This is a genomic window from Saccharibacillus sp. O23 (genome assembly GCF_002205895.1).
Classification (GTDB): domain Bacteria; phylum Bacillota; class Bacilli; order Paenibacillales; family Paenibacillaceae; genus Saccharibacillus.
The window spans coordinates 142514-161544 of sequence record NZ_NJDE01000007.1 but is presented as its reverse complement, the minus strand read 5'-3'; the positions used below and the strand labels follow the sequence as shown (position 1 = coordinate 161544).

Annotated in this window: 17 protein-coding genes; 6 read left to right on the top strand and 11 right to left on the bottom strand. The window is 51.9% G+C overall.

Annotated features, from left to right (window positions below; translation table 11 throughout):
- Nucleotides 1-70: 70 nt before the first annotated feature.
- The 4 genes from CDO73_RS09380 to CDO73_RS09365 form a co-directional block, all read right to left on the bottom strand.
- On the bottom strand, nucleotides 71-697 hold the full coding sequence (locus tag CDO73_RS09380) for a LysE family translocator (RefSeq protein ID WP_088488261.1): 627 nt from the start codon (nucleotides 695-697) through the stop codon (nucleotides 71-73).
- Nucleotides 698-914: 217 nt separating this feature from the next.
- Nucleotides 915-1718 carry a WD40/YVTN/BNR-like repeat-containing protein gene (locus tag CDO73_RS09375; protein WP_088488260.1) on the bottom strand — a complete coding sequence of 268 codons (804 nt, stop codon included), beginning with the start codon at nucleotides 1716-1718 and terminating at the stop codon, nucleotides 915-917.
- A 122-nt stretch (nucleotides 1719-1840) separates the two neighbouring features.
- The gene (locus CDO73_RS09370) at nucleotides 1841-3250 is read right to left on the bottom strand and encodes a serine hydrolase domain-containing protein (protein ID WP_256972647.1); all 1410 of its coding nucleotides are present in this window, start codon (nucleotides 3248-3250) and stop codon (nucleotides 1841-1843) included.
- Nucleotides 3251-3277: 27 nt separating this feature from the next.
- Nucleotides 3278-3937 carry a M48 family metallopeptidase gene (locus CDO73_RS09365; protein WP_088488465.1) on the bottom strand — a complete coding sequence of 220 codons (660 nt, stop codon included), beginning with the start codon at nucleotides 3935-3937 and terminating at the stop codon, nucleotides 3278-3280.
- Between the two features lie 118 nt (nucleotides 3938-4055).
- On the opposite strand from CDO73_RS09365, the gene CDO73_RS09360 reads away from it, so the two are divergent.
- Entirely contained in the window at nucleotides 4056-4409 is a 354-nt protein-coding gene (locus tag CDO73_RS09360; RefSeq protein ID WP_179218649.1) for a YtxH domain-containing protein, read from the top strand.
- A 219-nt stretch (nucleotides 4410-4628) separates the two neighbouring features.
- Nucleotides 4629-5183 carry a hypothetical protein gene (locus CDO73_RS09350; protein ID WP_088488257.1) on the top strand — a complete coding sequence of 185 codons (555 nt, stop codon included), beginning with the start codon at nucleotides 4629-4631 and terminating at the stop codon, nucleotides 5181-5183.
- 146 nt (nucleotides 5184-5329) lie between these two features.
- Here the strand turns inward: CDO73_RS09350 and map are convergent, their stop codons facing one another.
- Nucleotides 5330-6079, bottom strand: coding sequence for a type I methionyl aminopeptidase (gene map / locus CDO73_RS09345; RefSeq protein ID WP_088488256.1), 750 nt, complete (start codon nucleotides 6077-6079; stop codon nucleotides 5330-5332).
- A 99-nt stretch (nucleotides 6080-6178) separates the two neighbouring features.
- Nucleotides 6179-8212, bottom strand: coding sequence for a GTP-binding protein (locus tag CDO73_RS09340; RefSeq protein ID WP_088488255.1), 2034 nt, complete (start codon nucleotides 8210-8212; stop codon nucleotides 6179-6181).
- A gap of 103 nt (nucleotides 8213-8315) precedes the next feature.
- On the opposite strand from CDO73_RS09340, the gene CDO73_RS09335 reads away from it, so the two are divergent.
- From CDO73_RS09335 to CDO73_RS09325, 3 genes are all read left to right on the top strand, one after another.
- Entirely contained in the window at nucleotides 8316-9029 is a 714-nt protein-coding gene (locus CDO73_RS09335; protein WP_088488254.1) for a hypothetical protein, read from the top strand.
- A gap of 55 nt (nucleotides 9030-9084) precedes the next feature.
- Nucleotides 9085-9927, top strand: a complete 843-nt coding sequence (locus CDO73_RS09330; RefSeq protein WP_088488253.1) for a stalk domain-containing protein — start codon at nucleotides 9085-9087, stop codon at nucleotides 9925-9927.
- A 78-nt stretch (nucleotides 9928-10005) separates the two neighbouring features.
- Nucleotides 10006-10638: a DJ-1/PfpI family protein gene (locus CDO73_RS09325; protein WP_088488252.1), complete on the top strand. Its 633-nt coding sequence runs from the start codon at nucleotides 10006-10008 to the stop codon at nucleotides 10636-10638.
- A gap of 154 nt (nucleotides 10639-10792) precedes the next feature.
- Here CDO73_RS09325 and melA read toward each other — a convergent pair whose 3' ends face one another.
- Complete coding sequence (melA, locus tag CDO73_RS09320; RefSeq protein ID WP_088488251.1) at nucleotides 10793-12304, bottom strand: alpha-glucosidase/alpha-galactosidase; 1512 nt, start codon at nucleotides 12302-12304, stop codon at nucleotides 10793-10795.
- Nucleotides 12305-12438: 134 nt separating this feature from the next.
- A complete protein-coding gene (locus tag CDO73_RS09315) occupies nucleotides 12439-13383 on the bottom strand; it encodes an AraC family transcriptional regulator (protein ID WP_088488250.1) in 945 nt (314 codons plus the stop codon).
- A 234-nt stretch (nucleotides 13384-13617) separates the two neighbouring features.
- On the opposite strand from CDO73_RS09315, the gene CDO73_RS09310 reads away from it, so the two are divergent.
- Nucleotides 13618-14073 (top strand): GNAT family N-acetyltransferase, encoded by a 456-nt coding sequence (locus CDO73_RS09310; protein ID WP_088488249.1) that lies wholly within the window; start codon nucleotides 13618-13620, stop codon nucleotides 14071-14073.
- A gap of 57 nt (nucleotides 14074-14130) precedes the next feature.
- Here CDO73_RS09310 and CDO73_RS09305 read toward each other — a convergent pair whose 3' ends face one another.
- From CDO73_RS09305 to CDO73_RS09295, 3 genes are read right to left on the bottom strand one after another with little or no spacing between them, the layout of a single operon-like run.
- Nucleotides 14131-15228 carry a patatin-like phospholipase family protein gene (locus CDO73_RS09305; protein ID WP_088488248.1) on the bottom strand — a complete coding sequence of 366 codons (1098 nt, stop codon included), beginning with the start codon at nucleotides 15226-15228 and terminating at the stop codon, nucleotides 14131-14133.
- On the bottom strand, nucleotides 15212-16192 hold the full coding sequence (locus tag CDO73_RS09300) for a diguanylate cyclase regulator RdcB family protein (protein WP_179218648.1): 981 nt from the start codon (nucleotides 16190-16192) through the stop codon (nucleotides 15212-15214). Before CDO73_RS09300 ends, CDO73_RS09305 begins: the two co-directional genes overlap by 17 nt.
- Before the next feature lie 13 nt (nucleotides 16193-16205).
- Nucleotides 16206-18632 carry a dynamin family protein gene (locus CDO73_RS09295; protein ID WP_179218647.1) on the bottom strand — a complete coding sequence of 809 codons (2427 nt, stop codon included), beginning with the start codon at nucleotides 18630-18632 and terminating at the stop codon, nucleotides 16206-16208.
- Between the last annotated feature and the right edge of the window lie 399 nt (nucleotides 18633-19031).

Genomic DNA, 19031 nt, shown 5'->3' with positions numbered 1-19031 from the left:
TTCTCCCGTACCTTTTTTGCCCTCCTACGCATAAGGGTTCAAGCATTCGGGTCGCCGAGCGGCGAACGCCTCAAGGACGCCGCTCCAGCGCCAACTTCACGCCGAAGCCGAGCAGCACGATGCCGGTGATGCTTTGCATGGCGTTCCGTACGGCCGGGCGTTTGATCCATGCGCCGATGCGGTCCAGCAGGAAGACGTACAGCACCATCCAGATCACCGTCATGATCGTATAGGTCAAGCCCATCAGCAGAAACGGCACCAGCGGCTTCGCCCCGGCAGCGAGAAACTGCGGCAGGAACGTGAGGAAAAAAACGGCGACCTTCGGATTCAGCACGTTCGTCAACATGCCTTGCAGCAGCGGCGAACGGTTGTCGTAACGAGGATTCGTCCGCTCGTCCGCCGAATCCGGCTCGGCTTTGCGCAGCGCCCATAGCGACATGACGCCGAGATAGATCAAATACAAAGCTCCGGCATACTTGAAGATCGAGAAGAGCAGCGCGGACTTGACGATGATCGCGGACAAGCCGAGCACGGCGGCCAGCGTATGAATCAACGTGCCGCCCGCGCTTCCGATGACGGTCTGCACGCCGCCTGTCCGCCCGTAACGAATCGTGTTCTGCGTCGCCAGTCCCGTATCGGGACCGGGCAGCAGGATCAACAAGAACGACATGAACATAAACAGCGCAAAATGTTCCATTTCCCGCCCTCCCGTCACTGAATTTGCTCCAGTTTATCACAGGAAAGCGAAGAAGCCTACGGACCGCGACCTTGAAAAATCGCCGGGCGCGGGCAGTCCGTTTACCGCTTGCTTTGCGGCCGCAAAAAAAGAAGCCGAGATTCGGCTTCTTCTGCATATTTGTCCGTTTGGGCCGCGGTCGTCGCTCCGGATGCCCGACTTCAGTATTAAGCGCGAATCAGCCGTCGCTGCGTTCGAACGTCCAAGTCCGCCCGCTGATCGTCACCGACCAACTGCGGCCGGTTCCGTCGGCCAGACGTTTCGTTTTCCAACTGACGCCGCCGTATTCGCCTTGTTCGCTGCGCAGCGGATCGGACCAAGTCGCTCCGCCGTCGGACGTCACGTAGAACAGCAGCGGCCGGGCTTCTTTGCCGTCGGACGCGAATTCGGTCTGCGCGATATACAGGCCCAGATCGGTTCCTTCGAAAAAGACCGGGACTTTGGCTTCGAACCAAGACCGTTCGAAGTCGGCCGGAATCGCAAGCGCGGTCTTGCTCCACGTCTTGCCTCCGTCGCGCGTCGCGTACAAGCGCAAATCGCCTTCTTGAAGCGTGTTCGTCGCGGCCCACCCGCGCTGTTCGTCGACGAAACGCAGCGCGGCGATCAGGCCGGAAGGCAGGCTGCCCGACGCGGAATCGGCGATCTTCGTCCATGTCTCGCCGCCGTCTCCGGTGCGGTACAGCGTATTGTCGGCGGCCAAAGCGCCCTTGGTCCGCATATCGACTTTCCAACCGGTCGACCCGTTATCCAGAAAGACGGTTCCGGCTTGCGCCGCTTCCTTCTGATCGATCTTCGTTTTATTCGTATCGGGTTCCGCGGCAAGCGGCTTTTCGTAAACGACGGAAGACGGGGGAACGGCAAGAGCGGGGGTCCCGGCGTCGGATAATTTGCCGTTATCGGAGCATCCGGCGAGCAGGCCGCCAGCGAGAATCAAAGCGGCGCATAGGCCGGTATATATGGAGAATCTGCGTCGTGTGTTCATGGTGTTAACCTCCTCGTTCGCCGCCAGTATAACAAACTTCGGAAGCGCGGAAGTAACAATATAAACTTCGACTGTCATATAAAGGTTAAAATTCGGTAACCAGCCAGCACGGCTTTGTTCGCTCAGCTTCTGCGCGCATAAGCTTCGTACGACTTGTATCCGAACGACACGTTGATCTCGAAACGCACCAGCAGCGCTTCTTCCGCGGGCCGGATCGTATACGTAACGACATACGGCGTCTCGATATAATGCAGCTTCAGCCGCCGTCCGGCCGGATCTTCCGAAGACGGTTCCACGGACGTGACGACTTTTTGACGATGCCGCATCAGGTCTTTGACGAATACGCTCTCCGCTTCCAGCGCACGCGCAAAATCGAACGGAAGCTTACCGCTTCGTTCGTCTCCGTCGCCGTAATCGAACGTCAAATCAAATCCGGAAGCCGTCGGTTTTAAAGCAAGCGAACGCAATCCCGCCGGGTTATCGTCGACTACGTACAAGACGTTCGGCTCGAACGGCAGCTCGAACGTTCCGTTCTCGGCGGTTCCGTAAATTCCGGCGGCTTCGGCGGTTCGAACGTCTGCACCAGTCGTTTTTCCGGCGACGATTTCTTCCCCGCACGCCAGCTCGAAAATCCAATTCAGCAGCGTTTGCAGCTTCGCCATGCTCGGGAAAGCGCAGTTGGCGGCGGCGACCAGATCATGCCCGGGCGATACCAGACACAACTGGCCGAACGAGCCGTCTCCCCGATACGCGCCGAAACGGCATAAGTGGAATTGATAACCGTAGCCCTGCGCCGAATCCGTCCGCTCGGCCGGGACGCCGGAACGGTTGTCGCTCTGTTCGGAAGTCGCTGCCCGGATATAGCTTTCCGAGACGATTCGGCGGCCTCGATACGTTCCGCCTTCCAACAGCATCTGCCCGAATTTCGCCACGTCTTCCGTAGGCAAGCTCAATCCCATGCCGCCGGCCGTCACGCCCAGCGGGCAGGTCTCCCAGACCGGCTTTGCGATCCCGAGCGGTCCGAACAGCGTCGGCATGAGGAAATCAACCAGATTCAGGCCCGAGACGCGCTCCACGATCGCCGAAAGCATGTAAGTCGACGGCGTGCTGTAACGATAATGCGTGCCGGGCGTCCGCTCGATCGACTGCGCCAAAAAAGCCGCTGCCCAATCCCGCTGCGATACGACGGCCGGATAGATGTCGCCTTCATGCCCGGCCGTCATCGACAGCAGATGACGGACCTTCATCTCCGGGAGATATTCGGAGCGTTCGGCGAGAAGCGGCATCTTGTCCGGGAAAAATCCGATCACCGGATCGTCCGGCGTCAGCAGCCCTTGATCGTAGGCTATGCCGACCGCGATCGAAGTCACGCTTTTGCTGAGCGAATACAACAGCTGCGGCACTCCCTTACGGTAGGGTTCGCGGTACCATTCCAGCGCGGTTCGCCCTCCGCGCAGCAGCACGAGGCTGTTGACTTCGAGTCCGGATCGCAGGATGCGCAGCGGAAGTTCATCCTCTTTCTTTTGGCCCACAGACAACGCTCTTCCTCCTTCGCGGCCCTACATCACCATAAAACGCCCGTACCGGTCGAGATAAGCCTCCCTCTCCTTGTAATCCGGCAGGATGCTGCCCAATTTGCGCCAGAACGAGCGGTCATGGTTCATATGATGGATATGGCACAGTTCGTGCACGATGACGTAATCGATCGCGTAGACGGGAGCCATCGCCAGCAGATAGTTGAAGTTCAGGCGTTTGCGCGAATCGCAGCTTCCCCATTTGGTCGCGGATTCGATGATCTCGATCGATTTCGGTTCGGCTTTAAGCTGCTTGGCATACGCGCCGATCCGTTCGTTCACGATCTTTTTGCAGCTCGAAAAATAAAACTTCTTGAGGTCGGCGCGCAGTTGTTCCTCCGTGCGGCCTTCGGTCGGGATCAATTCGTCCAAGCGGCAGCGGCGCCCCAGATGCAGAAACTCGCCTTCGCTTCCTTCGCGGTATTCTTTCGGTTTGGGCGCTTCCTGCGCTTTGGCCAGCTTGGCGCGGATCTCGAGAATCCGCTCCGCCTGCTGCGCGACCGCCGCTTGAATCTGTTCTTCCGGCAGGCCGTTAGGCGCTTTGACCGTTACCAGCCCGTTGGGATCGAGCTGGACGTAGACTTTTTTGCGTTTGGCGTATTCGACGTGGAATTCGATGGTTTGGTCGTTATGTTGAATGTTCATGGAATCATTATAGGGCAAAAGCAAGCTTTATCGACATTTCCGCAAAACTATCGTTAACCCATGCGCCAACCGGGTAATAACAGTCAAGAACTTTTACCTCGAAGGGAGCTTGAACACTATGGATAAATCGTTTGTTACCACCGCCGCGATCGGAGCCGCCGCGGGCGCGCTGATCGGAGCCGGAGCCGCCGTCATCGTCGCTACGCAGAGAGGCGAGCAGATTCGCCATAACGTGATGGACACGGTCGAAGCGCTGCGCGCGAACGGCCCGGCGATCAACGAACGCGGCCACGCGCTGGTCGAGAAGAGCCAAGAAGTGACCGGCGTCGTCAAAGAGACGCTCGGAGCGGTCAAAGAACTCAAAGAAGAAACGGTATCCGCGGCCCACGACGTGAAGTCGGACATGCAGGACTCTCTGCGCACGTCCGGCGTCGGCGGCAAACCGACGGACGGAAGCGCGGGCAGTATCTGATTTAAGCCCTCTTCCGCAAGTTATCCATGCTCGATCGACAGGGCCTTCCTTATCCGGAAGGCCTTTTTGGTGTTCGAATCCGACCGTTCCTTTACAATATCCCGAAAAGCTGGCCTTTCAACGCCGATACATTTACTATAGAAGATAGAGGGGCTTTTTCTCATCAAGAGTATGACTTCCGCTATCCGACCGGCCCCGTCCAAAAAAAGGAGGGATCGCATGAGAGTACGCAGGAGCGTCGAGCTTACCCTTGTCGTCGCCATAGCCGCTCTGTTCATTTCCTACTTCTTCATCTTCAACCTGTCTTCGAATCTGCGAACGTACGGATTTCATCCGGACGATACGATCGTGGACGAAGGCTATTCCACCGACGCGGAGCATCCGACCAAATTGATGCTGCTCGCCAACGAGGAACGTATGGGCATCGTCGTGCTCGACGGCAAAGGCCTGGGCGTGTGGGAACACGACCCGATCGTCTCTATTCTTGAAAACCCGCAGGACGGCGATTTCGCGTCCGTCTATCTGCCGATTCTGAAGGATTGGGGCGAGCGAAGCTATACGGAAAAACATGTCTTCGCCAGCGCCTATGTCGACATCGACGAACGGCCGGCCTTCGCGAACGGGCCGGATTTCTACGTACACGCGGATTATTTCGACGTCGGCGGACGCACCTTGGTCTACGCGCACGCCATGTCGGACGAAGAAATCTTCGATCAACAAATGGTCGTCGCCCATCTGCGCGAACAGCTCGGTCTCGAGGTCGGGGAGAGTTGAACGTTCGATCCGGAGCATAGGGTAAAAAAAGAGCACGGAACCGATGCAGATCGGGATTCCGTGCTCTTTGGCCTTTCTGTTGTTCCGGCGGCCGCTTCGTCGCGCTTCGAACGATCCGAAACGCGAGTCCGCCCGCGGCTCCGCTCTCAGTCCTGCGACGTCAGAATCCGCGGACCGTCCTTCGTGATCGCCAGCGTATGCTCGTACTGCGCCGAATTGCGGCCGTCTTCCGTACGCGCCGTCCAGCCGTTATCGTCGCGCTTGGTCTGCCAGACGCCCGCGTTGACCATCGGCTCGATGGTGATGACCATGCCTTCTTTGAGACGCTGGCCTTTGCCCGGCTCGCCGTAATGGAGCACCTGCGGCTTCTCGTGAATGGTCGGCCCGATGCCGTGGCCCGTATACTCGCGTACGACGGAGAATCCTTCGCTTTCGACGTAGCTCTGGATCGCATGGCCGATATCGCCCAGCCGATTGCCGACGACCGCCTGCTCCACGCCGAGTTCCAAAGCGCGCAGCGTCACTTCCATCAGGCGTTCGTCTTCTTCGGACACCTCGCCGACCGCGTACGTCCAAGCCGAATCCGCCAGCGCGCCGTTCAGGTTGACGACCATGTCGATCGTCACGATATCGCCGCTCTTGAGCGGCTGACGGCGCGGGAAGCCGTGGCACACCTCGTCGTTGATCGACGCGCAGGTCGCGTATTCGTAGCCGTTATAACCTTTCTGCTCCGGCTTCGCGCCATGCTGCTTCAGGAACTTCTCGACGAACCGGTCGATCTCCATCGTGGTGATGCCGGGTTTGATCATTTTCGCGATTTCTTTATGGCAGGCCGCCAGAACGTCTCCGGCCGCGTCCATCATCGCGATTTCGCGTTCGCTTTTCAGTGTAATCATGAATGTATCGCTCGATTCCTTGTGAATTTAGTAAAGGGACAATGCCTTCATTTAAGGATAACGCCGTTTGAAGCGCCGCGCAATATCCGGCCTCTTGCGTTACAGCAGATGCATCGCCGCTTCCGCTTCGTCCCACGGCACGGAATAACCCGCGCCTTTGGCGCAGAAGATCGACGAAGACGTGTACAGCGGATCGGCGTTCTTGTCGTAACCGCGCCGCGCGACCACTTCCTCCGCGTTATGGCACGGAAGATAGCCGCCGTAAGACAGACCGAGCATCCCTCTGCCCCGCGTATACGAAGCCAGCTCCACGGCGTAGTTCATGAACGTGGCCGCCGGCACGATGCCCGTCAGCAGCAGATGCGTTTCGCTCGTCTCGGGCGGGTCGAACGTGCCGTGCGCCTGCTGCACGTCCGCCATGACCCGGCCCATATGCTCCAGCTCCGTCCGGATCCGGAATCGGTAGCACGGCTCCAGCAGCACGTTCTCCGCTTTCTCCAATCCCTGCCGCAGCGCCCGAAGCGTCGCTTCGCGGAAATCGCCGCCGTGCGTATGCTTGTTATGCGCCCGACCGATCAGCAGCGTGACCTTGACGTCGGTCAGCGGCGAACCCGTAAGCAGCCCGTGATGCTCGCGTTCCAGCACATGCTGGCCGACCAGATTGCGGTAGCCGACGGACAGTTCGTCCGCATGGCAGGCGTCTTCGAAGACCACGCCGCTGCCCCGTTCGCCCGGCTCGATCCGCAGATGCGCCTCGGCGTAATGCTTGAGCGGTTCGAAATGCCCGTAGCCCGTCACCGGCGCTGCGATCGTTTCCCGATACAGAATCTCCGGCGCGCCGAAAGCCGCTTTCATGCCGAAGCGTTCGGCGAGCACGCTCGTCAGCACTTCGAGCTGGATCGCGCCCATTACGCGGATATAGAGCTGCTGAAGCTCTTCTTCCCACACGACGCCGAGCGCCGGATCTTCGGCTTCCAGCATGCGGAAGATCCGCAGCACGTCTTTGACCGGCAGCTCGCGCGGGAACTCCACGCGCGCCGTCAGCGTCGGCGTCATCTCGAACGGCACGGATTCGCCGCGCAGTTCCCCGAGTCCCGCTCCCGCCTGCGCCGCGCTCAAGCCCGTGACGGCGAACAGCTCGCCCGCATGCGCGCGTTCGGTATGCGTGTACCGCTCGCCGTTATAGATGCGGAGGCTCGTGACTCGTTCCGACACGTCGTCCTCGCGTTCCCCGCTTTCGTTATCGCCGGTTCCCGGATTCTCGTACGAGGTGAATTCCCGCACGCCCAGCGAACCGCGCAGCGCTTTGATATAGGTCAGCCGCGTACCGTTCTCGTCATGTCCGATCTTGTACACGTAGCCCGCGAAATCTTCTTCCCGCGCACGTTCCGCCGACGCGTAATCCGTGACCGTCAAACGGTCGAACTTCGCCAGAAAGTCGGTCACGCCCTGATCCAGCAGCGCCGAACCGTGCAGGCACGGATAGACGCGGCCCTCGCGGATCATCCCGATCAGCGCGTCCGTCCACTCTTCCGCGCTCCGAGTATCTTCCAGATACTCTTCCAGCAGCTTCTCGTCGCGTTCGGCCAGAAACATTTTGAGCGAATCGTCCAGAATCGCCGAAGCTTGGCCGTTTTCTTTTTCCGCTTCGCCGATCGTCAGCGTATCCGTCAGATCGGCGACGTCTCCGGTCAGCAGCGTACGAATATCGTCCATCACCCGATCGACGTCCGCGCCGGCCCGATCCGTTTTGTTGATAAAAAAGAACGTCGGAATCCCGTAGCGCCGCAGCAGCTGCCACACCGTCTCGGTATGCCCTTCGACGCCTTCCACCGCGCTCAGCAGCAGCACCGCGTAATCCATCGTGCGCAGCGCGCGCTCCATCTCCGCCGAGAAATCGGCGTGCCCCGGCGTGTCGAGCAGATAATACGTCGAACCGTTGTAGTTCATGACCGCCTGTCCCGCAAAGACCGTGATCCCACGCGCCCGCTCGATCTCGTGGCTGTCCAGAAACGCATCCTGATGATCTACCCGCCCGCGGCTGCGGATACTGTTCGTATGATAGAGAAGCTGCTCGGCGAACGTCGTTTTGCCCGCGTCCACATGAGCCAGCATGCCGATCGTTTTGTTCATGCAAAAACTCCTTTTTGTAACGAAATCGTATTCTGTATGTACCGTACTAAGGAAACATTCCCGAGGTCAAGCGCGTTTATGAAGAAAAAAGGGGGCATGGAGGATGAACAAAAGGATCATCAAATCCAAACCGACCGGCCTGATCGCGATCCTGCTGCTCGGTATGCTCATGGCCGCAGGCTGCTCGGGTCCGCGCTACGGCACCATCATCGACTGGATCGACTTCGTCAATATTGACGGCACCGTCTATGAAGGGGTATCAAACGGCGTCCTGCGCGATTCCGGCAGCGTGACGGACGAAGTCGTCGGCACCGTCAGCAAGAAGCTGGACGGAAACGTAACCGATTCCAGTTATCGCAACCGTTCGGGAGACGCCGCTTTTCTGGAGAAAGGCACAAAGCTCTATCGGGTCGACGGCTTCGAACCGGAAGACCTGGTCGCCGTACACGACGAAGAGCAGATCGGCGGGTATAAGCTGTACGCGCGCGAACACTACGACGGACTGCCCGATGAAGACTTCGACGCCGTCCTTCAAGCTAAACCTTCTTCCGTCTCGATCTACCGTTGGAGAGAAACGGAGCCTATACGAATCTTGACCGGAAGCGAAAGCGAGACCTTTATCCGATACCTGAAGGAGGCGTCGCATACGCCGAATGATCGATCCCAAAGCTCGCAGGACCCGATTTCCTATCAATTGGTCTTCGATACGGAAGAACCGGTGCTCTATACCTTCCGTATCGAAGACGACGGAGAACAGGTTAGATTTCGAGAAGAGTACCGAGTGGATCATAGAATCCGGGAACTGCTGAAACCTTGACCGAAGCAGACGAGACGTACAGAAGCACGAAATCCTGATAAAGGTGGGAATCCTGATGAAAAAACGAATCTCTTTTTTGTCCATATTCACCTTGTGTTTGTTGTTGTCTTCGTTTGCAGCGTTTTCTTCTTCTGCTCGGGCGGAGACTGACGACCGCCCGATTATGCTCAAAATCAATCAGTACTACATCGTCTATACCTCCTCCGGCAGCCCCTATCTAGACAACAAAGGAAGCATGATGCTGCCGCTGCGAGCCGTAAGCGAATTGACAGGAGCGGCAGTCAGCTACAATAAAGGCACCAAACAAACCACGATGAAGTGGAAAGACCGCACGGTTACCTTTAAGCCGAATTCCCAAACCGTGCTGTATAATCAAAATCCAAAGACTCTGAAAAGCGCTGCCGTGATCCAAAACGGGCACTTATTCGTTCCTGCGCGCGTGCTGCTGGACGGATTAAAGATCGACGGCAGCTACCAGAACGCCCTGCTTACTCTGAAAGACAAGAATTTCAAGACAAGCAGCAAGCTCATCGCTTACTTGGAAACGAGCGGCATCGATTTCAATCAGACACCCAAAGCCGCGAATATGCAGACCAACGAGATCCGTCCGCTGTCCGTAAGCCTCAATCTGCCGACCGTCGGCAAAGGAAAAGGCAGCATGACGCTGACCGCCCGCAATATTTCCGGTGCAGCCATAGCCGCCGGGAAGGAAGACCTGCATACTACCATCGCCACAGGCAAACCTGCTTCGGACGGCATCTATAACTTCCAGTTCCAGAATCCGAACCGCCTTCGGGCAGCCATTGCCAAAGACGCAACCTTCACGTTCAAATCCGATATCGACCTGTCCGCCGGACCGCTTCAATATATTCTGGCGGTAGGCAGTACATTGGATTAATCCTCGACACCCTGCTGTCCACGTTGAACCGTTATCCTTGGTTTATCGCTTATCATAAACGCACGCCAAGGAGGAACTATGAAATACGCTTATGTTTACGTACTGGATACGATGGCCGATTGGGAATTGGGATGGGTTACGGCGCAGCTCAATTCGGGGCAATACTTCAAAACGGCAGGCAGCCGCCTGCCGGTCAGAACGGTCGGAATCTCCAAAGATCCGATCACGACCATGGGTGGGATGACGATCCTGCCCGATCTAACCGTAGACGAGATGAGTGTCGATACTTCGGCGGTGCTGCTTCTGCCGGGAGCGAACACTTGGCAGGACGCCAAACATCTGCCGATCCTCGAAAAAGCAAAAGAGCTGCTGGACACGGGCAGTCTTGTCGCGGCGATCTGCGGAGCCACGACCGCTCTGGCCGATCGCGGAATGCTGGACAACCGTCCGCACACCAGCAACGGACCGGGATATTTGGAATGGAGCTGCCCTGCGTATCAAGGTTCCGCGCATTACCAAGACGAGAAGATCGTCACGGACGGCAACCTGATCACGACCGGCTCGGCCGGCGGCCTGCTGCTGGCTCGCGAAGTCATTGCGAAACTGGACGTATTCCGGGAAGAAACACTGGAAGCTTGGTACGACTATTTCAGCACGGGCGACGCTCGTCATTTCCATGCCCTGATGGCGACCATGCAAGTACAGTCCTGATCTATTCCTAACCGCCTCGATAAAACAAACATGCCAAAAGCGAAAGTTCCCCGTCGGAGGAACTTTCGCTTTTTGGCATACTTGTGAGCGAATACGCAAACTTAACGACGTGCATCTTTAGCCGACTTTTCGCCTTAACGCCCAGCTTCCTTTTCTATTCCTGCGCCACCTTCTCGCGGTCTTTGCCTTTATCCGACTCGCCCGCGTTTTTGTTCGCCGCTTCGCGGTCCTGCTGCATTTCTTCGACCGTCTTGACCTTGAGCCGCGCCGCGCCTTCGTTGCCTTCGCGGGTCGGAATCAGGTTGCCGGAAGCCAGACGTTCTTTGGCAGCCTTGATCGCTTCGCCGTACTGCGGCAGCCATTTCTCGCCGGCGACCAGCATCTCGTCCACCATCTGCCAGATCTCTTTCGGATTGCAGACGGCGCCAACGAGCGGGTCCATCATGAACGCTTGGCGCAGCAGCTTGTCATCGCCGTGAATCGCCGCTTCCACCGCCAGCCGCTGCACGGAGATGCTGACATTGCACACCGCGGCCGCGCCGAGCGGCAGATCGCCGACGAGCGGCATGGAGATGCCGTTGCGGTCGACATACCCCGGCGCTTCGATGATCGCGTCGTCCGGCAGATTGGAGATCGTTCCGTTATTGACCGTGTTGAAATGTCCCCGGTACACGCGGCCCGTCTCCAATCCTTCCACGATATACGAGCCGTGTTCTTCGCCCCGATGCTCCGCTCCGTACTCGAACGCCGGATCTTTGAGCCAGTTCGGGAAGTCGGTCTCGAACCAATTTCGCCCTTCCGTGCAAACCCGCAGATAACCGCCCGTTTCTCCGTTAATCCAGCTTCCGAGATCGATCCAATCCTGAATCTCGTTCTCACGTTTGCGGTACCACGGCACGTATTCGCTGAGGTGTCCGTTCGATTCCGTGCTGTAGTAGCCGAAACGGCGCAGCATATCGATCCGGACTTTCTCCGTGCGGCTGTATTCCGGATGCTGCTCGAACGCTTCCAGCAGTCCTTCCGTCAGATCGCGGCCTTCATGCTTGGCGGAGATATACCACGTCTGGTGGTTGATGCCCGCGCAGATGATGTCTACGTCTTTTTTATCCAATCCGTAGACTTCCGCGATCTGATGATGCCCGTGCTGCACGCCGTGGCACAGCCCGATCGTCCTTACGCCGCCATATTTATTGCAAGCCCATGTGAGCATCGCCATCGGGTTCGAGTAGTTGAGCAGCAGCACGTCGGATGCCGCATTCTCGCGGATATCCCGGCAGATCTCCATCATCTCGGCGATGCCGCGCTGTCCGTACATGATCCCGCCCGCGCACAGCGTATCGCCGACGCATTGGTCCACCCCGTATTTCAGCGGAATGTCCACGTCGGTCGCGAACGCTTCCAACCCGCCGACCCGAATTGTACAAAATACGTACTTGGCCCCTTTGAGCGCTTCGCGGCGGTCCGTCGTCGGAGCGATCTGGATCGTCAGTCCGTTCTCGTCGATATCCCGCTGGCACAGCTCCGTCACCATATCCAGATTCCGTCGATCGATATCCATAAATGATACTTCGATATTCGCGAATTCGGGTACGCTCAGCAGATCCCGCAGCAGTCCCCGCGTGAATCCGATACTGCCCGCCCCGATAAAAGCCACTTTGAACGACATGATAACTCCCCTTCCGTCCTGTAAAATAGGCGTCTGCAAACCGTTTTTAAGCTCAAGGTTAACTTCCACGTTCATCTTAGCAGGAGGCATCCGGTAATCGTTATCAATATCGTGACTCCTTTGGCGAATAAGTGTCAAAAATCCTCACCTTTTCGCAGCAGTCCCGGTTCGAGTTTCCAAGAATCGCGGTCCGTGCGCTCCCGATATTCGACCGGCGTGCAGCCGGCGTACTTGCGGAATAACTGGTGAAAATACTGCCGGCTCCCGATCCCCACATAATCCGCGATATCCGCGATCGGGATGCCGCTGCCGGAGAGCAGCATCTTGGCTTTGTCCATGCGCAGCGCGTTCAGGTAATCGGTCAACGTCCGGCCCGTATGCTGCTTGAACAAACGGTGCAGATAGCCGGGATGCAGATTGACGGCCGCCGCGATCTCTTCGACCCGGATGCCGCGATCGTAGTTCTGATGCAGATATTCGGTCGCTCGGCGAATATAATGATGGGCGTGTTGGCGGCTGGCGGTCACCTGTTCGCGGCGCAGCCGGGCCAGACGCAGCAGCAGCTCGGCGAACAGCAGACGCACCATGATGCCTTGCCCGCCGTGCAGCCGGTCCAACTCCAGCACCAGCGCTTTGAGCGTATGCAGCACTTCTTCCGGGTCCGGCAGCACCAGACTAGAAAAAGGCGAATGGAGCAATTCGTCTAATGCCGGCTCCTCGCGCGCCAGCGTCCCGACGCTGATCGCCGCTTCGTCCGCCGCGTCCACGGGCACGAACGCGAACTCCACGTTCAGCATCCGGCAGGACACGCCTTCTTCCACGATCAGGCGATGCGGCACGTTGGCGTCCAGCAGAATCAGTTCGCCTTTTTTGAGCGTATACCGTTCTTCCCGTCCTCCTTGTCCGATCACGTCCACGATGCAGCTTCCCGTCATCAGATACATGATCTCCGTGGAATCGTGATGATGGTAATCCATCCGATACGCTTCCCACTGTTTATAATAATAGGCATGAAAACGCGGGCCGAACCCGCTTTCCAACAGCGCCTTTCGAAACAAACTTCCGTCCGTCTCCGGCATGGCCGAGCCTCCTTCGTTCTGTTGGGTTTACCGTATAATGCGAACCGAAGAAGGTCAAGCGCGCAAAAATCTTTATTGCAGCCGAGCTTATGTAAGATTTACTCTCCTGCGTAAAGATATTAAAAGGTGAAAAACGCTGAAAATTTAATTCATGTCAGGTTTCCTGCTTGCTTTCCGAATTTTCTGGCGCTAGAGTGAAAACGAAGACATTTACCGCTTGAGGAGTGACGAACCATGGAAATCAAGATCGACGACCTGCGAGGCCCCGAAATCGCCGCGCTGCTGGAAGATCACCTACACAGCATGACCCTTCATTCTCCGCCGGAAAGCATTCATGCGCTGGATCTGGAGAAACTCCGTAAGCCCGAGATTACCTTCTGGACGCTCTGGGAAAACGGCGAACTGCTCGGCTGCGGCGCGATCAAAGAACTGGACGCCGAACACTGCGAGCTGAAGTCGATGAAGACGAATAAGAACCACCTGCGCAAAGGCGTGGCGGAGAAAATTCTGGTGCATATCATCGAAGAAGCGCGATCGCGCGGATATAAACGAATTAGCTTGGAGACCGGTTCGATGGACGCTTTCGTTCCGGCTCGGAAGCTGTACGCGAAGCATGGGTTTGAGGAATGCGGGCCGTTCGGGGATTATGTGTTGGATCCGAATAGTGTGTTTATGGAGAGAGAGTTGTAGTTATAAAAAAACTTCTCCGAATAGGTTTAATCCCCTATTTGGAGAAGAAATTCTGAGTTAATCAAGCAGTTTTAATTTCGATTCAAAATCATCATTTTCGATTTGTTCAAGACTCGCCTGTCTTACTTCACGACTTTTCTTATCTTGTTTAATCAGCATCACAGACTTAAGCGATCGCGAAATACAACGTTTTGCATCAGCATATCCTTGTTCAATCAGTCGATCTATAGTTTCAGCTCTAAAATCAAACATACTCGATAATAAACCGTTTGGATGCAAAGAACTTTCAGGTCTAATCTCAATTATGGTAGTATCTTTGAACTCATGACGATCAAAAAAAGAAGCATCTGACAGATGAGCAACCACACAAATCTCAAAACCTGCCGAAATTAAAGGAGCAATAGGAGTATTACCTGATGCTTTCCAAGTTCCTCCGACTCCACCATCTATATATCCCTTGTCTCCAATAGTTTGACTATCGTATATGGCTGGAATCGCTGCACTGGCCAATATAACTGACAATTTTTGTTCAAACGGAATCTCATTTAATAAGATGTATTTAGATTCTGTAGTATCACGTACACGTAATTTCGCTAAAGTATAATCTGATAGATCTTTTGCTAAGCCATTACTTTCATATACAGAAATCCAAGTCTTTTTAGCATCAGAAACACCCAAATTTAGCTCGTGATTCAAAAGGTCCTTTAAAAATTGATTATCCAAAAGGCCGTTTTGAACTCTTTTGTATAAAGGATTCAATGTAAGCAGCTCACTGGCTGTACTGACATTCTCAACAACTTTACTGGTTTGAGAAACCTGTTTGATTAGTTGCTCAACTCCCAAAAGTGCTGGATGGGACTTGACACTTTTTTTGAGCATTGCATATAAGAGACCTAAACCAATAAATTTTTTGTTGATTTTCACAACATCTTTTACTTCCAATGAACGCCAAATACTATCCAGTTTTCTCACGTTCTCTTCAAAAGAAGCAGCCGAGTTTGAAAGGAAGGCAGCGTTCAATGCTCCAATACTTGCTCCCGAATAGGCAGAAGGAATTAACTGCTCTTGAGCAAGGTATTGAGCTACTCCAATTTCATAAGCTCCTCTGGCACCGCCCCCAGAAAGTACAAACCCAAAATCAAATTCCGGATGCAAGAAAACCTCCTCCTTCCAGTCGAATTTTCGACTCGCTTACAAGGCGTTCTGCCAACCTTTTACTTGTTAAAACTTTAGGTAATTTATTAGAGCTAAAAAACTGCGATTCTAAAATTTGTTTGTCCGCGCCTACACAAATACGCTTTAAAATTTCTTGTTGTACGGGTTGCTTATTTACAGAATTCATTTCGTCGCAAATCAGCAACTCGATCATCTTTGCATGCTGTTCATTTTCCTTCGTTAGCATATTAAGCCAAACTTCTGTAGGTACAAGTTGATTGACATTGATTCGGAAACGCTCTTGCAATACTAGAGAACTTTTGTAGACAAACATTTCTTCAAATTCTGAGTTTTTGTCTGTATAGATACCAAAACTCCCGAAATTCAAAGTCTCAATAACAATAAGAAATTGTGTAATAGGCTGGAAGCGATCGTAGGCGCCTCCAAGCCACTTTGTCATTTGATCTTCGAGTTGGATAAAAGCACTTTGCCTGCTTCCAATATGATCAATACGTTCGTTCAAAGCATCAACCTGTTGATCGAGCATTTTTTCTAATTTTTCCAATCTATCTTCTACAACCATAACCTCTCTTTTTAACTCAACATGTCGGTCTATCAATTTTGTAACGCCTTGTCGAGTTTCTACGAGCTTATTAGCAACGTAGTGAATAGCACGATCTGTATTTATTTTTTCTTTTTGAAGATATTCTAGCCACGCATTGATACTTTTCATTCCTTCTACTAAATTTAAGTCAATAGCGTCTTGACGACGTGCAGAATCTCCAATAAGAGTATCCCACATACGATGCGCCCAATTCTCATTTCTTTTTTTTCTAAATCGAATATGATCCTGTGCAACTTCCAATCCATTGACTAGATCTATTAATTGCTTATCTGCTAATACAGGAATCTCAGACATCAATTGATCCCTCAATTGCGTATCGTTTTGATTTTGCTTGCTCATGCTGCCCCCCTTATTACGCATGGCTCAAAGAATACATGATACTTTCAGGATTAAGTTGCTTCAAGTCTTCATCGTGGACATGCGAGTCTTCAAGGAATTTTTGCATGGCCACTAAAAGCTTTCCCAATACGAACTCGTCTTCTTGTTTGTCAGCTAACCCATCAAGCAAGTTGCCTCTGAACTTATCTAAATAAGCTTTAAGCTCACTGAAGTAACTGTTTAGATTGTTTATCAGCTCTTTTTGTATATATTTTTCCAACTCTCTTTTGAGTTGGTTCTGAGATGTTGCCAATTGTGTTAAAACATCTTTTCCAATTTTTTTAGTGTCCACATAATAAAAATTTTGATTTACGCTATATGATTCTTCATGTTGTTTAAGCCATAGCGTATACCACTTTCGAACAGTTCGATACTTAGTTACGCTTTCTGATTTTTCTTCTACCATACCTTTCATGATGTCATCGAAATCAATATTAATGCTATTTATAGAATGTTCTTTGAAAGAGACTTGCAAATCAAAAGTATCATTCAATGTTAATGCAGCTTCTTTTAAAATAGGATCAATGTTAGATTGAATGTTCACCTTCAGTTTTTCTTCTGTTTGTTTGGTAAAATCAGCAACCTGCTGTTGCATGACGTGAATTAAATTAGCGGAGTCTTTTTCCAGAACTGAATGTAATTCATATAAAAATTTATCCGCTTCATCTTTAGAAGAAAATTTATTAACCGTGTCCGAATCAGGTTTATAGCTATTTAAGGATGCGAATCCTCTCTTAGGTTCTGAAAGAACGGAATCAAATATTCTAACGAAAATACCCTTATCATTTTTTTCGACCGGATGTTTCTGCCTCTCTTGCTCCATTCGTTCATTTATTTTTCCTTTTTCAAAAAATTCATTAATATACTTCTTCAAGCTATTTTCTCCTGCTTCAAAAGCGATGGAAATATTCGCATTCAATGTATGCCCGGCTTCTTGCCCAAGCTGATCCGATTCTTCTTGAACTTTTTCAATCAAATGAATATCGTAGTTCAATTGCTCGATAAATTGTTGTAACACTTTAATGTCAAGATCGGCGCTTTGATTCCTCATTTTTAGATATTGAATGATCTCTGTATTGTAATGAACCATTTTGGCGATAGCAGACTTTAGAGCGATTAACGCAGCATCTCCGTAAGCTTTGCCGATTACAAGATCCAAAGGTTCTACGAAATTACTTTTAGACCATAAGCGCTCTGCACTTTTTTGAATGCGATCAATATCATTCAGATCCTCCTGATCCTCTTCTATGTCCCATGTCTCTCCAAACACTTGTTTAGCGAAATCTTCCACCCAATCTTCTTGAGTTGGTGAAGGCAACTTATGATTTCTGTCGATCTCACTGAGCGCATAATTGGCGAGGTATCCTGAACGACTGGAAACCGGGAAAATACGAGTTGGTGTGACCATATCTTTGAAAAGCTCTTGACTGACATAGCTCTTTACTTCGTCCTTGCCCATCGAATTACGATCTTTTTGATCATATTTATTTACAAGAACAAATAAACGGTCTCCCGATAGTTCTGCTACCTTTTCGATTTCAGATCTTACTTCAGCATCTGCTTCAGAACTTAATTGAGTATAATCTAGCACAGACAATACCGCTGACGCTTTTTGTAATTGTTCCTCTAAAATATGACGGAGATGACTTTGTCCGGCTTCATTAGGCCCTGGTGTATCGATTAAAGCCAAGTTACCCGCTACAGATTGGTCAGCATTTTTCAAATGGAAGAACTCAATTTCGATAATAGGGAATTCGGAGATTGATTTATATTCTGTAAGGGGCGAAGGTAGATTAAAGTTCTGAGCATCGCACATTCTGGATATGTCATTAATCGACTTTAAAAATTCATAGACACCTTCTACTCCTGTATGATTAGACTCTAAATGAGTTAGTTCTCCCAGACGAATAGATTCAACTAGTCGTTTACCATCTTCCGAAGAATATATAGAAAGTTCAGAAATTTTTTCTTGTGGAATATGTAACAATTTTTTTGATATTTCAGCTAGTGCTTTATTAAAAGGTTGAGGATTTGGAAAGGTTAATTGCGGAGTGTGTTGTCCTGATTTATGGCGAATAATTGTAGGTAATGTAGTCATGGGACGGTTGCGATTGGGAAGAACTTCTCTACCGATAATAGCATTAATAGTAGTTGATTTTCCAGCTTTCATCGTTCCAACAACAGCTAGAGTCATTTCCAAATTATTCACTTTAGCTTTTTCATCGGAGAGGGTTTTCATCCATAGCGAGGCTTTTTTTTGATCCAAAGAACGACTTTGAACGTCTTCATTTTTCCCAAAAAGGAAGTCTTCTACATTCAGCATTTCTTCAAGTCGCTGTTCTTGTTGATCTAATAATCTTAAAATTTCTTCTTGTAAAGCTGCGACAGTATTTGTATACATAGTCACTTCTCCTTCATCAACTTGTGCCATAATTAAGATCAAGCTACATACCAAGCATTTTTAATATATCATGCCTAATTTTTGTTTTGAATGTTTTTGAATATTTCACAATAATTTTTTAGAAAATATATTTTTACTTACTATTTCACCACCATTCACCACAATCCGTCTTTGAAAGAAATACAGCCAGTTTCGAGTTAGATTAAATACACAAAATGAGTGAAGTTTCGGTAATCTGTTCATCTTTCTTTCGCTTAATCGTTGTTAATAATATATTGTAGTGAATATCCTTTATAAAAAGAAGCCAGTTCGTTCGAACTGGCTTCAGAATGAATCTTGGAATCAGAATTATGAAATGGTTGCATGCTAATTCTTCAAACGTCCCGTACCATTACAAGC

What these genes read in the sequence shown, in the direction of transcription:
- CDO73_RS09325 (WP_088488252.1), top strand. Translation starts at nt 10,006, where the DNA reads ATGAAATACGCTTATGTTTACGTACTGGATACGATGGCCGATTGGGAA.
- CDO73_RS09335 (WP_088488254.1), top strand. Translation starts at nt 8,316, where the DNA reads ATGAACAAAAGGATCATCAAATCCAAACCGACCGGCCTGATCGCGATC.
- CDO73_RS09300 (WP_179218648.1), bottom strand. Translation starts at nt 16,192, where the DNA reads ATGAGCAAGCAAAATCAAAACGATACGCAATTGAGGGATCAATTGATG.
- CDO73_RS09315 (WP_088488250.1), bottom strand. Translation starts at nt 13,383, where the DNA reads ATGCCGGAGACGGACGGAAGTTTGTTTCGAAAGGCGCTGTTGGAAAGC.
- CDO73_RS09360 (WP_179218649.1), top strand. Translation starts at nt 4,056, where the DNA reads ATGGATAAATCGTTTGTTACCACCGCCGCGATCGGAGCCGCCGCGGGC.
- CDO73_RS09350 (WP_088488257.1), top strand. Translation starts at nt 4,629, where the DNA reads ATGAGAGTACGCAGGAGCGTCGAGCTTACCCTTGTCGTCGCCATAGCC.
- CDO73_RS09365 (WP_088488465.1), bottom strand. Translation starts at nt 3,937, where the DNA reads ATGAACATTCAACATAACGACCAAACCATCGAATTCCACGTCGAATAC.
- CDO73_RS09310 (WP_088488249.1), top strand. Translation starts at nt 13,618, where the DNA reads ATGGAAATCAAGATCGACGACCTGCGAGGCCCCGAAATCGCCGCGCTG.
- CDO73_RS09330 (WP_088488253.1), top strand. Translation starts at nt 9,085, where the DNA reads ATGAAAAAACGAATCTCTTTTTTGTCCATATTCACCTTGTGTTTGTTG.
- CDO73_RS09375 (WP_088488260.1), bottom strand. Translation starts at nt 1,718, where the DNA reads ATGAACACACGACGCAGATTCTCCATATATACCGGCCTATGCGCCGCT.
- CDO73_RS09380 (WP_088488261.1), bottom strand. Translation starts at nt 697, where the DNA reads ATGGAACATTTTGCGCTGTTTATGTTCATGTCGTTCTTGTTGATCCTG.
- map (WP_088488256.1), bottom strand. Translation starts at nt 6,079, where the DNA reads ATGATTACACTGAAAAGCGAACGCGAAATCGCGATGATGGACGCGGCC.
- melA (WP_088488251.1), bottom strand. Translation starts at nt 12,304, where the DNA reads ATGTCGTTCAAAGTGGCTTTTATCGGGGCGGGCAGTATCGGATTCACG.
- CDO73_RS09340 (WP_088488255.1), bottom strand. Translation starts at nt 8,212, where the DNA reads ATGAACAAAACGATCGGCATGCTGGCTCATGTGGACGCGGGCAAAACG.
- CDO73_RS09295 (WP_179218647.1), bottom strand. Translation starts at nt 18,632, where the DNA reads ATGTATACAAATACTGTCGCAGCTTTACAAGAAGAAATTTTAAGATTA.